Origin of the sequence: Leifsonia sp. SIMBA_070 (assembly GCF_046534635.1) — a bacterium.
GTDB lineage: Bacteria > Actinomycetota > Actinomycetes > Actinomycetales > Microbacteriaceae > Leifsonia.
Genome location: NZ_JAWRYK010000001.1, coordinates 1,520,503 through 1,534,571 on the forward strand (window position 1 = coordinate 1,520,503; position 14,069 = coordinate 1,534,571).

General features: G+C 69.3%; 14 protein-coding genes. 12 read left to right on the forward strand and 2 right to left on the reverse strand.

Annotation, left to right across the window (positions count from 1 at the left end; genetic code table 11):
• Positions 1-35: 35 nt before the first annotated feature.
• From SB754_RS07100 to hemW, 4 genes are all read left to right on the forward strand, one after another.
• The gene (locus SB754_RS07100; RefSeq protein ID WP_410781637.1) at positions 36-1,256 is read left to right on the forward strand and encodes an amidohydrolase; all 1,221 of its coding nucleotides are present in this window, start codon (positions 36-38) and stop codon (positions 1,254-1,256) included.
• Between the two features lie 82 nt (positions 1,257-1,338).
• Positions 1,339-3,189 (forward strand): translation elongation factor 4, encoded by a 1,851-nt coding sequence (lepA, locus tag SB754_RS07105; RefSeq protein ID WP_410781638.1) that lies wholly within the window; start codon positions 1,339-1,341, stop codon positions 3,187-3,189.
• A gap of 69 nt (positions 3,190-3,258) precedes the next feature.
• Positions 3,259-3,906: a DUF1990 family protein gene (locus tag SB754_RS07110; protein ID WP_410781639.1), complete on the forward strand. Its 648-nt coding sequence runs from the start codon at positions 3,259-3,261 to the stop codon at positions 3,904-3,906.
• A complete protein-coding gene (hemW, locus tag SB754_RS07115) occupies positions 3,906-5,186 on the forward strand; it encodes a radical SAM family heme chaperone HemW (protein ID WP_410781640.1) in 1,281 nt (426 codons plus the stop codon). The genes SB754_RS07110 and hemW overlap by 1 nt, the downstream gene beginning before the upstream one ends.
• Here hemW and SB754_RS07120 read toward each other — a convergent pair.
• Both SB754_RS07120 and SB754_RS07125 read right to left on the reverse strand, forming a co-directional pair.
• A complete protein-coding gene (locus SB754_RS07120) occupies positions 5,179-5,559 on the reverse strand; it encodes a DUF4870 domain-containing protein (RefSeq protein ID WP_410781641.1) in 381 nt (126 codons plus the stop codon). The two genes, hemW and SB754_RS07120, sit on opposite strands and share 8 nt — an antisense overlap.
• Positions 5,560-5,652: 93 nt before the next feature.
• Positions 5,653-6,195, reverse strand: coding sequence for a DUF4870 domain-containing protein (locus SB754_RS07125; protein ID WP_410781642.1), 543 nt, complete (start codon positions 6,193-6,195; stop codon positions 5,653-5,655).
• A gap of 157 nt (positions 6,196-6,352) precedes the next feature.
• On the opposite strand from SB754_RS07125, the gene hrcA reads away from it, so the two are divergent.
• The 8 genes from hrcA to era all read left to right on the forward strand — a co-directional run bounded on the left by hrcA (position 6,353) and on the right by era (position 13,693).
• Complete coding sequence (gene hrcA / locus SB754_RS07130) at positions 6,353-7,375, forward strand: heat-inducible transcriptional repressor HrcA (RefSeq protein WP_410781643.1); 1,023 nt, start codon at positions 6,353-6,355, stop codon at positions 7,373-7,375.
• Positions 7,376-7,428: 53 nt separating this feature from the next.
• Positions 7,429-8,544, forward strand: a complete 1,116-nt coding sequence (dnaJ, locus tag SB754_RS07135) for a molecular chaperone DnaJ (protein ID WP_410781644.1) — start codon at positions 7,429-7,431, stop codon at positions 8,542-8,544.
• Between the two features lie 7 nt (positions 8,545-8,551).
• On the forward strand, positions 8,552-9,280 hold the full coding sequence (locus tag SB754_RS07140; protein WP_410781645.1) for a 16S rRNA (uracil(1498)-N(3))-methyltransferase: 729 nt from the start codon (positions 8,552-8,554) through the stop codon (positions 9,278-9,280).
• A 132-nt stretch (positions 9,281-9,412) separates the two neighbouring features.
• Positions 9,413-9,784 carry a histidine triad nucleotide-binding protein gene (locus SB754_RS07145; RefSeq protein ID WP_410781646.1) on the forward strand — a complete coding sequence of 124 codons (372 nt, stop codon included), beginning with the start codon at positions 9,413-9,415 and terminating at the stop codon, positions 9,782-9,784.
• Positions 9,771-10,877 (forward strand): PhoH family protein, encoded by a 1,107-nt coding sequence (locus tag SB754_RS07150; protein ID WP_410781647.1) that lies wholly within the window; start codon positions 9,771-9,773, stop codon positions 10,875-10,877. Before SB754_RS07145 ends, SB754_RS07150 begins: the two co-directional genes overlap by 14 nt.
• Before the next feature lie 7 nt (positions 10,878-10,884).
• Positions 10,885-11,346: an rRNA maturation RNase YbeY gene (ybeY, locus tag SB754_RS07155; RefSeq protein ID WP_121260820.1), complete on the forward strand. Its 462-nt coding sequence runs from the start codon at positions 10,885-10,887 to the stop codon at positions 11,344-11,346.
• An 8-nt stretch (positions 11,347-11,354) separates the two neighbouring features.
• The gene (locus tag SB754_RS07160; protein ID WP_410781648.1) at positions 11,355-12,803 is read left to right on the forward strand and encodes a hemolysin family protein; all 1,449 of its coding nucleotides are present in this window, start codon (positions 11,355-11,357) and stop codon (positions 12,801-12,803) included.
• Positions 12,800-13,693 carry a GTPase Era gene (gene era / locus SB754_RS07165; protein ID WP_410781649.1) on the forward strand — a complete coding sequence of 298 codons (894 nt, stop codon included), beginning with the start codon at positions 12,800-12,802 and terminating at the stop codon, positions 13,691-13,693. The genes SB754_RS07160 and era overlap by 4 nt, the downstream gene beginning before the upstream one ends.
• The last annotated feature ends 376 nt before the right edge of the window (positions 13,694-14,069 follow it).

Genomic DNA, 14,069 nt, shown 5'->3' on the forward strand with positions numbered 1-14,069 from the left:
CCTGGTGGCCTGGACGACGCGCGTAGGCTCGATCCATGACTTCTTCCACCATCGCCATCGTCAACGGTTACGTCGTCCCCGTCTCTCAGGAGCCCATCGAGAACGGCATCGTCCTGGTCAGGGACGGCGTGATCGAGGCGGTCGGCACGGCTGCCGATGTGGAGGTGCCGGACGGCGTCGCGGTGGTCGACGCCGCGGGCAAGTGGGTGCTCCCCGGCTTCATCGAGTCGCACGGCCACGTCGGCATCCACGAAGAGGCCAACGGCCCGGCCGGCGACGACACCAACGAGATGACCACGCCGAACACGGCGGCGGTCCGCGCCCTCGACGCCATCAACATCGACGACGAGGGGTTCCGCGACGCGCTCTCCGGCGGTGTCACGTCCGTGGTCGTGAAGCCCGGCTCCGGCAACCCGATCGGCGGGCAGACCGTGGCGATCAAGACCTGGGGCGGCCGGATCATCGACGAGCAGGTGATCCGCGAGGCCGTCAGTGTGAAGTCGGCCCTCGGCGAGAACCCGAAGCGCGTCTACGGCGGCAAGAACCAGATGCCGAGCACCCGCCTGGGCGTCGCGATGATCATCCGCGAGGCGTTCGTCGCCGCCCAGAACTACCGCGCTCAGCGTGACAACGCGGAGCGCGAGGGCAAGCCGTTCGACCGCGACCTGACGAAGGAGACGCTGGTTCGGGTGCTCGACGGCGAGCTCGCCTGGGATCAGCACACCCACCGCCACGACGACATCGCCACCGCCCTGCGGCTCGCCGACGAGTTCGGCTACCGCCTGGTCGTGAACCACGGCACCGAGGCGCACAAGATCGCCGACGTCCTGGCCGAGCGCGACATCCCCGTCATCTTCGGTCCGATGTTCACCTCCCGGTCGAAGGTCGAGCTCCGCGACCGCGCCATCGCCAACCTGGCCGTGCTCGCCGCGGCCGGCGTGCGCGTCGCGATCACGACCGACCACCCGGTCGTCCCCATCAACTTCCTGATCTACCAGGCCGCTCTCGCCGTGAAGGACGGGCTGCCGCGCGAGACCGCGCTCGAGGCGCTCACCGTCAACCCGGCCTCCTTCCTGCGCCTTGACGACCGGGTCGGCTCGCTGCGTCCGGGCCTCGACGGCGACGTCGTGGTCTGGTCCGGAGATCCGCTCGACGTGAACTCGCGTGCCGAGCGCGTGTTCATCCAGGGCGCGGAGGTCTACCGGTTCGAAGACGGACAGGGGCACGTGGTGGAGCGCGCCGAGCGCTTCGCCTGACGCCCCGCCGTCGCTCACGCCGATGCTCGCACCAACGCCGGGTGCGCCGGGCCGCGAACGTTCATGGGAGAATGGCCGGACGATGTCACCACGAGCTCTCCAGGCCCTCGAGCCCGCCGCGACCGACCCGGCCTCCCTGCGCAACTTCTGCATCATCGCGCACATCGACCACGGCAAATCGACGCTGGCCGACCGCATGCTGCAGATCACCGGCGTGGTCTCCGACCGGGACATGCGCGCCCAGTACCTCGACCGCATGGACATCGAGCGCGAGCGCGGCATCACCATCAAGAGCCAGGCCGTGCGCATGCCGTGGGCCGCCGACGGGCAGACGTACGCCCTCAACATGATCGACACCCCCGGGCACGTCGACTTCACCTACGAGGTCTCCCGGTCGCTCGCCGCCTGCGAGGGCGCGATCCTGCTGGTGGATGCGGCCCAGGGCATCGAGGCGCAGACCCTCGCCAACCTCTACCTGGCGCTCGAGAACGACCTCACGATCGTGCCGGTCCTCAACAAGATCGACCTGCCCGCCGCCGACCCCGACAAGTACGCCCAAGAGCTTGCCAGCCTGATCGGCGGCCGTCCGGAGGACGTGCTGCGCGTGTCCGGCAAGACGGGCATGGGCGTGGAGGCGCTGCTCGACCGGGTGGTCGCCGAGATCCCCGCTCCGGTCGGCGTCGCCGACGCACCCGCCCGCGCGATGATCTTCGACTCCGTCTACGACAGCTACCGCGGTGTCGTCACGTACGTGCGCATGGTCGACGGCACGCTGCATCCGCGCGAGCGCATTCAGATGATGTCGACGCGGGCGACGCACGAGATCCTCGAGATCGGCGTCTCGTCGCCCGAACCGACCCCCTCCAAGGGACTCGGCGTGGGCGAGGTGGGTTACCTGATCACCGGTGTGAAAGACGTGCGCCAGTCCAAGGTCGGTGACACGATCACCACGGCCGCCAAGCCGGCGACGGAGGCCCTGCCCGGCTACACCGAGCCGAAGCCGATGGTGTTCTCCGGGCTGTACCCGATCGACGGCAGCGACTACCCGGAGCTGCGCGAAGCGCTCGACAAGCTGAAGCTCTCCGACGCCGCGCTGGTCTACGAGCCCGAGACCTCGGTCGCGCTCGGCTTCGGTTTCCGCTGCGGGTTCCTCGGCCTCCTGCACCTGGAGATCATCACCGAGCGGCTCTCCCGTGAGTTCAACCTCGACCTGATCACCACCGCACCCAGCGTGATCTACGAGGTGACGACGGAGGACAAGAAGACCGTCACCGTCACCAACCCGAGCGAGTTCCCCGGCGGCAAGATCGACAAGGTGGAGGAGCCCGTCGTCAAGGCGGCCATCCTCGCCCCCAAGGACTACGTCGGCGTCATCATGGAGCTCTGCCAGAGCCGCCGCGGCACCCTGCTCGGCATGGAGTACCTGGGCGAGGACCGTGTCGAGATCCGCTACACGATGCCGCTCGGCGAGATCGTCTTCGACTTCTTCGACCAGCTCAAATCCAAGACCGCGGGCTACGCGTCCCTCGACTACGAGCCGTTCGGCGAGCAGGAGTCCGACCTGGTCAAGGTCGACATCCTCTTGCAGGGCGAGACGGTCGACGCGTTCAGCGCGATCGTGCACCGTGACAAGGCCTACGCCTACGGCACCATGATGGCCTCCCGTCTGCGCGAGCTGATCCCGCGGCAGCAGTTCGAGGTGCCCATCCAGGCCGCCATCGGCGCGCGCATCATCGCCCGCGAGAACATCCGCGCGATGCGCAAGGACGTGCTCGCCAAGTGCTACGGCGGTGACATCACCCGCAAGCGCAAGCTCCTCGAGAAGCAGAAGGAGGGCAAGAAGCGCATGAAGATGGTCGGCCGCGTCGAGGTCCCCCAGGAGGCGTTCATCGCCGCCCTCTCCGGAGACACGGAGAAGAAGGACAAGAAGTAGCCATCCGGCTTCCGTCAAGTGGGGCGACCGCGTTTCGCGAACTCCCGCGACATGGCGGAAGATGATTACATGCGTCGCTCGACCTTCACCGATCAACCCGTCACGTACGGGGCGGTCGGCGCGACCCAGGCGGCAGATCTCCTGTACTACCCGCCCAAGGGCTACAAGCCGCTGGAGCGCAGCATCCGGCTCGGGAGCGGCGACGAGCGTTTCGAAGCCGCGGCCACCGCGCTCCTGGCCTGGGGTGTGCAGAAGGGCAGCGGCATCCACGTCACCGACGTGCGCGAGGGGACCGGCGTGCAGTACGAGGGCGTCGAGTTCGGGCCGGACGGCACCCCGATGCGCATGCGCGAGAATCGCCGCGAGGAGGACGTGTTCTCGGACGACGGCACGCCCTTCGTCCGCAATGGGATGACCGCCGTGCTGAAGATCCCGTTCGGTCCGTTCCGGGTGTCGGCGCCGGTGCGTGTCGTCTACGTCGTCGACGAACCGCACCGCCGCGGGTTCGCCTACGGCACCCTGCACGGCCACCCGGAGAGCGGCGAGGAGCTGTTCCAGGTGGAGCAGCGGGAGGACGGCACCGTCTGGTTCGTCGTGCGCGCCATCTCCCGGCCCTCCAACGCGTTCTACCGCCTCGTCGCCCCGGTCCTCATGCTCGTGCAGCGCAACTACACCGCCAAGTACCTCCGCGCCCTCCACCCGGCGAGCTCCGCCTGATGCCCAGCGCTCTTCCCCTCGGCGACCCGGCGCCGGTCGACGGACGCCTGCCCGCCACAGCCGCCGACGGCGCGCGGGACCGCGACTTCGGCGTGTACCTGCACGTCCCGTTCTGCCGCGTTCGGTGCGGTTACTGCGACTTCAACACCTACACGGCCACCGAACTGCGTGGCGTCTCCCAGTCCGACTACGCCGGTCATGCGGTGCGTGAGGTGGAGTTCGCAGCCGACGCCCTGCGAGCCAGCGGCATTCCGGAGCGGCCCGTCTCGACGGTGTTCTTCGGCGGAGGCACCCCGACCCTCCTCCCGCCCGGCGACCTGAGCGCGATGCTTGGCGCGGTGCGCGAGGCCTGGGGGCTGGCCGACGGCGCAGAGGTGACCACCGAGGCGAACCCCGACTCGGTCGACGCCGACGACCTCCGCAGGCTCGCCGACGCCGGCTTCACCCGCGTGTCGTTCGGGATGCAGTCCGCGGTCCCGCATGTGCTGGAGACCTTGGAGCGCACCCACGACCCGGCCCGCGTACCGCTGGTCGTCGGCTGGGCGCGCGAGGCGGGCCTCCAGGTGAGCCTGGACCTGATCTACGGGACGCCGGGAGAGTCGCTCGACGACTGGTCGCAGAGCCTCGACGCCGCGCTCGCGTGCGAGCCCGACCACCTGTCGGCGTACGCGCTGATCGTGGAGGCCGGGACCAAGCTGGCGCGCCAGATCCGCTCCGGCCAGGTGGCAGAGCCCGACGACGACCTCGAAGCGGACATGTACGAGCTGGCCGACCAGCGGCTGGCCGACGCCGGCTACGACTGGTACGAGGTCAGCAACTGGGCGACGGACGAGGTCCACCGCTCCCGTCACAACCTCGCCTACTGGCTCGGCCACGACTGGTGGGGCGTCGGTCCCGGCGCCCACAGCCACGTCGGCGGAGTCCGGTGGTGGAACGTGAAGCATCCCGCCGCCTACGCGCAGCGCGTGCTCGCCGGGGAGTCGCCGGCCGCCGGTCGCGAGACCCTGGACGCCGAGACGCGGCATGTCGAGCGGGTGCTGCTGCTGAGCCGGATCCGGGAGGGTGTGCGCACGACGGAGCTCGGCGACGCCGGCCGCCGGGAGGTGCCCGCCCTGATCGCGGACGGCCTCATCGACGGACGAGCCGCCCTCCGCGGGTCGATCGTGCTGACCCTGCGGGGGCGGCTCCTCGCCGACGCGGTGGTGCGGCGGCTGCTGGCGGACGACGCAGCAGACGCCGCCGATGCCGCCGAGGATGCTGCGGAGCGAACCGCTAGCTGACGAAGCGGATGGCGATCGGGTACGTGTAGAACTCGCCCTGGTTCGCCTTCACGGCCGCGATGATGCTGAACACGATGTTGAGCACCCACGCCGCGATGATGATGAAGATGCCGACGACGACGATCGACAGGATGCCGCCGACGACGTAGGCGATGAAGATGGTGATCTGGAAGTTCAGCGCCGTCGCCGTGTGCGAACGGACGAACGGGCCCCGGTCCTTCAGGACCAGGTAGCCGACGAGGGCGGGGATCCAGGAGAAGAGGATCCCGCCCACCTGCACGAGGGTCGCCCAGAGCTTCTCGTCGGCCGGGCTCAGCTGGGGCGCGCCGCCGTACGGCTGCTGGGGCGGGGGCGGCGGGGGTGTCGCGGACATGGTGCGGTTCTCCTCTGTCGGGCAGGGGTGGACGTGGTCGTCCCAGCCTAGGGCGCGCCGCCGTAGGCTGGAAAGACCCTGAACGCTCTCTGCCTACTTGATGAAGCGGAAGTTGATCGGGTAGCGGTAGGTGCCTCCGCTGTTGACCCGGACGAAGCCGAGGATCGAGAACACCAGGTTCAGGATGTACAGCGCCCACGGGATCAGCAGGCCGAACAGCAGGTAGCCGATGCCGTAGGTGAAGCTGCCGATGATGATCCCGATGATCTGCGACGCCACCCAGGCGATGATCCAGGTGATCTGCCAGTTGAGGGCTTCCTTGGCCTCCTGGTCGGTGAGCCGGCCCCTGTCCTTGAAGACGAGCCAGATGATGAGGGAGGGGAGGAACCACAGGATTCCGCCCAGGTGCGCGAACGACGCCCACTGCTTGTCCTGGGCGGGGTCGAGGGGAGCCGCGGCCGCTCCGGCGGGCTGTGGCGCTCCGGCGGGCTGTGCGTAGGGCTGCTGCGGCGGGACCCCTGCGTAGGGCTGCTGCGGCGGGACGTTGCCGTAGGGCTGCTGCGGCGGGACCCCGCCGTACGGCTGCTGCGGCGGGACGCCGGCGTTCGGGTCGGCGGGCTGATTCGGGTCTGTCATCGGCGGAACCCTTTCGTGTTCGGTTACGAGCGTGTCGAACCGGTGCCCATACGGTACTGCGGCCGTGTCTCAGCCAGCAATCATCCGCTGCGGGTTTCTGCGCGGTAGGATTGGCACTCAGGATCCGTGAGTGCTAATCGGTCGACGGGAGGCGGGTATGGTCTCGGAACGCAGCCTCGAAGTATTGCGCGTCATCGTCCAGGACTACGTCGCGTCGCGCGAGCCGGTGGGCTCCAAGAGCATCGTCGAGCGGCACTCCTTCGGCGTGTCCGCCGCGACCATCCGCAACGACATGGCTCTCCTCGAAGAGGAGGAGCTGATCGCGGCGCCGCACACCTCCTCCGGCCGGGTGCCGACCGACAAGGGCTACCGGCTCTTCGTCGACCACCTCGCCGAGATGCGTCCGCTCACGCCGGCGCAGCGCACCGCCATCGAGACCTTCCTCGGCCAGTCCGTCGACCTCGACGACGTCCTCTCGCGCACGGTGCGCTTGCTGTCCCAGCTCACCAACCAGGTCGCCCTCGTGCAGTACCCGTCGGTGGCGCGCTCGCGCATCCGCCACATCGAGCTCGTCGCCCTGTCGCCGCGCCGCCTGCTCAGCGTGCTCATCACCGACTCCGGAGCGGTGGAGCAGCGGGTGATCGAGCTGGCGTCCGAGCTGAGCGACGAAGATGTGGCCGAGATCCGCGGCGCGATCAACGGCGCCGCCGCCGGGCTGACGCTCGCCGAGGCCACGGCCCGGCTGCGCGACCTGCCGGCCGCGCTGACGGAGCGGACGCGCGCCCTGGTCGAGCCGGTCGCGAGCGCGCTGCTCGACCAGATCGCGGCCAACCGGCAGGAGAAGCTGGTGATGGCCGGCGCCGCCAACCTGGTGCGCACCGAGCTCGACTTCCCCGGCACCATCACCCCGGTGCTCGAGGCCATCGAGGAGCAGGTCGTCCTGCTCCGGCTGTTCGACGAGATGGCCACCGACCAGCACGGCGTCGCGGTCAGCATCGGCCGCGAGAACGCCGGGATCGGCCTGACGGAAGCATCCATCCTCTCCAGCGGTTACAGTGCGGCGGGGTCGGATGTCGCCCGGCTCGGCCTGCTCGGGCCGCTCCGCATGGACTACTCGGGCAACATGGCGGCGGTCCGCGCCGTCGCCCGCTACCTCTCCCGGCTGCTCGGCGACCAGTAGGCCGCCGCAGCCCTTCCCACAGCACTCGATCGAAAGAAGAAGGAACAGCCCACGTGGCCGACCACTACGAAATCCTGGGCGTCGAGCGCGACGCCAGCCCCGACGAGATCAAGAAGGCGTACCGCCGGCTGGCTCGCGAACTCCACCCGGACGTGAATCCGAGCTCCGAGGCGCAGGAGCGCTTCAAGCTCGTCACGCACGCCTACGACGTGCTCAGCGACCCGCAACAGCGGCAGCAGTACGACCTGGGCGGCTCAGGAGGCTTCGGCGGCGGCGCGGGCAGTGCCGACTTCGCCGGGTTCAGCGACATCTTCGAGACGTTCTTCGGAGGAGGCGGGGGAGCGACACGCGGTCCCCGCTCGCGTCGCGAGCGCGGACAGGACGCCCTGCTGCGCGTGGAGGTCGACCTCGACGAGGTCGTCTTCGGCACGCACCGCGACCTCGAGGTCGACACTGCGGTGGTCTGCGAGACCTGCAACGGCTCGTGCTGCCAGCCGGGCACCCAGCCCGTCACCTGCGACATCTGCCACGGCACCGGGAGCATCCAGCGCTCCGTGCGTTCGCTGCTCGGCAACGTGATGACGTCGAGCCCGTGCGGAACCTGCCGCGGCTACGGAACGGTCATCGCGACTCCGTGCGTCACCTGCCAGGGCCAGGGCCGCGTGCGCGCCCGCCGCACCGTTCCTGTCGACATCCCGGCCGGCGTCGACACCGGGTTGCGCCTGCAGATGCCGGGCAGCGGCGAGGCCGGCCCCGCGGGCGGCCCGAACGGCGACCTCTACCTCGAGATCAAGGTGAAGCACCACGAGGTGTTCAGCCGCGACGGCGACGACCTGCTGTGCACGCTCGAGCTTTCGATGACGGACGCGATCCTCGGCACCACGGCCACCGTGAAGGCGCTCGACGGCGACATCCGGCTCGAGCTCAAGCCCGGCACGCAGTCCGCCGACATCGTCACGGTCAAGGACCGCGGCATCACGCACCTGCGCGGCACCGGCCGCGGCGACCTCCGGGTCGGCATCCAGGTGGTCACGCCCACGAAGCTGGACCACAAAGAGAAAGAGCTGATCAAGAAGTTCGCGGCGACCCATAAGGCGGCGGAGCCCTCGCTGGCGCACTTCCAGCAGGGGCTGTTCGCGAAGCTCCGCGACCGGTTCCTCAACCTGTAGGCACCGGATGGCCTCCCTCTACCTGCGCGAGGACCTCGACGAGGTCGAGATCGGCGCGCGGCTGTCGCTGACCGGTGCGGAGGCGAAGCACGCAGCCACCGTCAACCGCACCCGGCCCGGCGAGTCCGTGCTGATCGGAAACGGGCGCGGGCTGGTGGCCTCCGGGGAGGTGCTGGTCGCGACGAGCGCGGAGCTCACGATCGACGTGGAGTCGGTGTCGCGCGTGGAGCGTCCTTCGCCTGCCGTGACGTTGGTGCAGGCGTTGGCGAAGGGCGACCGCGACGAGCTCGCGATCCAGGCCGCCACGGAGCTCGGCGTGGATGCGGTGCTGCCGTGGGCGGCCTCCCGCTCGGTGTCGCGCTGGGAAGGCGCGAAGGTGGCCAAGGGGCGCGAACGCTGGACGACGATCGTGCGGGAGGCCGCGAAGCAGTCGATCCGCGCCTGGACGCCGGAGGTGGGGGAGCTCGCCACGACGAAGCAGGTCGCCGCCCTGGCCGCCACCTCCCGTCTCCTCGTGCTGGAGCCCGACGCCGACGTGCCGCTCACCGCTCTCGAGCCGGACGACCGCGACCTCGTCCTGGTCGTCGGCCCCGAGGGCGGCATCGCCCCCCAGGAGCTCGCGCTCTTCCGCGACGCCGGCGCCGACCTCGTCCGCCTCGGCCCCACGGTGCTCCGCACATCCACCGCCGGCCCCGCCGCCCTCGCCCTCCTGAACGCCACCCTCCACCGCTGGTGACCCCGCCGCCGCCGCCCCCGCCGCGCCGCCCCCCGCCATCGAGTCCTCACTTTTTGCACACGGAGAGCGCGTTCACCGTGCATTAAGTGAGGACTCGATGGCTGGGTCGGAGGGGGCGAATAGGATGGAGACATGGCAGAGACGGAGCGTTCGATCTTCTCGCGGATCATCGCGGGCGAGATCCCGGCGGACGTGGTGTACGACTCGGAGCGACTGATCGCGTTCCGCGACATCGCGCCGCAGGCACCGGTGCACCTGCTCATCGTGCCCAAGACGGAGCAGTACCGCGACGTGGTCGAGCTCGCCGCGGGCGACCCGGGTCTGCTCGCCGAACTCGTCGCCACCGCCAAGAAGCTGGCCGACGAGCATTCCGACGGCGACTTCCGCCTGATCTTCAACACCGGCGAGGGCGCGGGCCAGACCGTGTTCCACGTCCACGCACACATTCTGAGCGCCAATGACAGAGGAAGCACCCTCGAGGAAGGACGTCTTGCCCAGCTCTGAAGACACTCCGGGACAGCCGGCACAGTCGGGACAGCCGGCACAGTCGGAAGCCGAGGCGCACCTCAGCGTCGACGGCGTCCAGATGGTTCGCCTCCTCGGACCGCAGGACCGCCTGCTCACCACGCTCGAACGGCAGTACCCGCTGGTCAGCGTCCACGTCCGCGGCAACGAGATCACCCTCGCCGGCGACCCGGCCCAGGTGTCCGCGGCGCAGCGACTCGTCGAGGAACTGCTCCAGATGGTCCGCAACGGCCAGGAGCTGTCTCCGGCCGAGGTGACCAGCTCGGCCCGGATGCTCGGCACCGACCTCAACCTCAGTCCGTCCGACGTGCTCGGCCAGGCGATCCTGACCGCGCGCGGCAAGAGCATCCGCCCGAAGACGCTCGGTCAGAGCCAGTACGTCGACGCGATCGACCACAACACGATCGTCTTCGGCATCGGCCCGGCCGGCACCGGAAAGACCTACCTCGCGATGGCGAAGGCCGTGCAGGCCCTCCAGCGCAAGGAGGTCACCCGCATCATCCTGACCCGCCCGGCGGTGGAGGCCGGGGAGCGGCTGGGGTACCTGCCCGGCACGCTGACCGACAAGATCGACCCGTATCTCCGCCCGCTGTACGACGCACTGAACGAGATGCTCGATCCGGACCTCGTCCCGAAGCTGCTCGCCGCCGGGACCATCGAGGTGGCGCCGCTGGCGTACATGCGCGGCCGCACGCTGAACGACTCCTTCATCATCCTCGACGAGGCGCAGAACACGACGCCGGAGCAGATGAAGATGTTCCTCACCCGCCTCGGCTTCAACTCGAAGATGGTCGTCACCGGCGATATCACCCAGGTGGACCTCCCGAACGCGGCCAGTGGTCTGCGCCTGGTGACGCGCGTGCTCAACGACATCGACGACATCCACTTCGCGCGCCTCACCAGCGAAGACGTCGTGCGGCACAGCCTGGTCGGCCGCATCGTCGACGCCTACACCGAGTACGACGCCCGCCAGCAGGCCCGGCACTACGAGCGCGAGCAGGCGGCGGAGTTCGCCAACCGCGCCGAGCGCCGCGGCGGCTCGCCGCGCGACCACCTCCCGAAGCGACGATAGGGCCGCCGTGAGCATCGAGATCAACAACGAGTCCACCATCGAGGTCGACGAGGCCGCCCTCCAGCGGCTCGCGACGTACGCGTTCGACATCCTGCACGTGCACCCGGATGCCGAGCTCGCGATCGTGCTCGTCGACGAGGCCGCCATGGAGCAGCTGCACGTCCAGTGGATGGACGAGCCCGGCCCGACGGATGTGCTCAGCTTCCCGATGGACGAGCTCCGCCCGGGCACCGAGGAGGAGCCGTCGCCGGCCGGCCTCCTGGGCGATGTGGTGCTCTGCCCGCAGGTCGCCCAGGTCCAGGCGGAGACCGCCGGTCACTCCCTGATGGATGAGCTGCTGCTGCTGACCACGCACGGCATCCTCCACCTGCTCGGCTTCGACCACGCGGAGCCCGCGGAGGAGCGCGAGATGTTCGCCATCCAGCGCGACATCCTCGTCGGCTTCGCCCGCTACGACCGACAGCGCTAGGGGGCCGGATGCTGCAGGCGCTGTTCTTCGTCGTCGCGTTCCTGCTGGTGGCTTTCGGCGGTCTGATGGCCGCCGTCGACTCCGCCCTGGCCGTGCAGTCGCGCGGCGACATCGCCGACCTCGCCGAGACCTCCCGCGCCAAGAAGTCGCTGCGGTCGATCGCGGAGGACCCGGGCGCCTACCTCAACGCCGTCAACTTCACCCGCATCATCGCGGAGACCACGGCCGCGGTGCTGGTCACGCTGGCCTTCGAGCAGATCTTCGAGCAGTGGTGGGTCTCGCTCATCCTCGCAGCGCTGATCATGGCGACCGTGTCGTTCGTGCTGGTGGGCGTCAGCCCGCGCAGCGTCGGCCGCGCCAACTCCACGGTGCTGCTCCGGCTCACGGCGCCGCTCGTGCGCTTCGTACGAGTGGTGCTCGGTCCCATCCCGGGCGGTCTGGTGGCCCTCGGCAACCGCGTCACGCCGTCACGTGCCCGGAGTGCCCCGGTCACCAGCGAGGAGCAGCTGCTCTCGATCGTCGACGAGGCGACCGAGTTCGACGTGCTCGAGGAGGACGACCGGGAGCTCATCCACTCGATCTTCGAGTTCAACGAGACCGTGGTGCGCGAGGTGATGATCCCGCGCACCGACATGGTCACCGTCGACACGACGGCCGGGCTGGGTACCGCGATGGGCCTCTTCTTCTCGACGGGCGTGTCGCGCATGCCGGTCATCGACGGCGGCGATCCGGACGAGGTGACCGGCATCCTGTACCTCCGGGATGCGGCCAAGCTCAGCTTCGAGCGTCCCCTCGGGGCCGACGAGCTGACGGTCCGCGACCTGGCACGTCCGGCGCTGTTCGTGCCGGAGTCGCAGAAGGCCGACGCCCTCCTGGCCCAGATGCAGCGTGAGTCGAACCACCTGGCCATGGTGGTGGACGAGTACGGCGGCATCGCCGGACTGGTCACCCTCGAGGATCTCATCGAGGAGCTGGTCGGCGACATCTCGGACGAGTACGACCACGAGGTCGCGCTGATTCAGCCGCTGGGGGAGGGCCGCTACCGCGTGCTCACGCGCTTGCCGATCGACGACCTCGCCGAACTCTTCGACATCGAGATCGAGGAGGAGGACGTCGACAGCGTCGGCGGTCTCGTCACGAAGGCGCTCGGCCGGCTGCCGGAGGTGGGATCGACGGTGACCGTCCACGGGTTGCGCTTCACCGTCGACCGGATCGAGGGCCGGCACAAGCACGTGGCGTCCGTGCTCGTCGAGCGGGACACCGCGCTGCTGCCGGAACCGGACGGCGCGCACGTCCCCATGCCCAAGGACGAGGACCGGCCGGACCGGCACAGCAGCAACCGCACCGAGCAGCGCCGGGCGGAACAGCGCCGCACCGAGGCGCGTCGCACCGAACAACGACCCACCACGCAGCGCCGCACCGAAGAACGACACACCACGCAGGAGACCAGATCGTGACCGAGTACCACGCCGGATTCGTCTCGTTCGTCGGCCGCCCCAACGTGGGCAAGTCGACGCTGACCAACGCCCTCGTCGGCGAGAAGGTGGCGATCACCAGCTCGAAGCCGCAGACGACCCGCCGCGCCATCCGGGGCATCGTGCACCAGAAGGACGGCCAGCTCATCGTCGTCGACACGCCGGGCATCCACCGCCCGCGCACACTGCTCGGCGAGCGGCTGAACACGCTCGTCCAGTCGACGCTGGGAGACGTCGACGTGATCGGGTTCTGCGTCCCCGCCGACGAGAAGATCGGCCCGGGGGACCGCTTCATCAACGACCAGCTCGACGACTACCCGCGCGCCAAGAAGGTCGCGATCGTCACCAAGGTGGATGCCGTCGGCAAGGCTCAGGTCGCCGAGCAGTTGCTCGCCGTGTCGGCCCTGCGCGAGTGGGAGGCGATCGTGCCGGTCTCCGCCGCCAGCAACATCCAGCTCGAGACGCTCACCTCGGAGCTGATGAAGCTGCTGCCGTCCTCGCCCGCACCGCTGTACCCGGACGAGGCGACCACCGACGAGGGCCTGGAGGACCGCATCTCCGAGCTGATCCGGGAGGCGGTGCTGGAGGGCGTCGAGGACGAGCTTCCGCACTCGCTCGCCGTCACCATCGACGACATCGTGGAGCGCGACGACAAGGATCTGGTCGAGGTGTACGCCAACCTGTTCGTCGAGCGCGACAGCCAGAAGGCCATCGTCATCGGAAAGGGAGGCAGCCGGATCCGCGACGTCGGCGCCACGGCCCGGAAGCCGATCGAGGAGCTGCTCGGCCGGCACGTCTTCCTGTCGATCCGCGTCAAGGTGGCGAAGGACTGGCAGCGCGACCCGAAGCAGCTCGGCCGCCTCGGCTTCTGAGCGCGCCGCTCGTAGCTCCTTAAGATCGCGGGCTGAGTCGGTCCTGAATTCAGGAGATCGCGGGCTGAGTCGGTCCTGAATTCAGGAGATCGCGAGCCGAGTCGGTCCTGAATTCAGGAGATTCGGCACGGTACCCGCTCCTGGGGCCTTTATTCAGGACCCACGGCACCGCTAGAGCCAGAATCTCCTGAGAAAAATCGAGCCAAGGCCGCGATCTCCTGAAAACAGGACGACGGCAGCGGCATCTCCTGAAAACAGGACGACGGCAGCGGCATCTCCTGAAAACAGGACGACGGCAACGGACCGGGCGTCCCGCACCCCGCACCCCGCATCCCGCATCCCGCGACCCGTACATCCCGAGGATGATTCCGCCGAC

Bases quoted from the DNA above. Each gene is read 5' to 3' on its own strand.
- SB754_RS07100 (WP_410781637.1), top strand. From the start codon at position 36: ATGACTTCTTCCACCATCGCCATCGTCAACGGTTACGTCGTCCCCGTC.
- lepA (WP_410781638.1), top strand. From the start codon at position 1,339: ATGTCACCACGAGCTCTCCAGGCCCTCGAGCCCGCCGCGACCGACCCG.
- SB754_RS07110 (WP_410781639.1), top strand. From the start codon at position 3,259: ATGCGTCGCTCGACCTTCACCGATCAACCCGTCACGTACGGGGCGGTC.
- hemW (WP_410781640.1), top strand. From the start codon at position 3,906: ATGCCCAGCGCTCTTCCCCTCGGCGACCCGGCGCCGGTCGACGGACGC.
- SB754_RS07120 (WP_410781641.1), bottom strand. From the start codon at position 5,559: ATGTCCGCGACACCCCCGCCGCCCCCGCCCCAGCAGCCGTACGGCGGC.
- SB754_RS07125 (WP_410781642.1), bottom strand. From the start codon at position 6,195: ATGACAGACCCGAATCAGCCCGCCGACCCGAACGCCGGCGTCCCGCCG.
- hrcA (WP_410781643.1), top strand. From the start codon at position 6,353: ATGGTCTCGGAACGCAGCCTCGAAGTATTGCGCGTCATCGTCCAGGAC.
- SB754_RS07140 (WP_410781645.1), top strand. From the start codon at position 8,552: ATGGCCTCCCTCTACCTGCGCGAGGACCTCGACGAGGTCGAGATCGGC.
- SB754_RS07145 (WP_410781646.1), top strand. From the start codon at position 9,413: ATGGCAGAGACGGAGCGTTCGATCTTCTCGCGGATCATCGCGGGCGAG.
- SB754_RS07160 (WP_410781648.1), top strand. From the start codon at position 11,355: ATGCTGCAGGCGCTGTTCTTCGTCGTCGCGTTCCTGCTGGTGGCTTTC.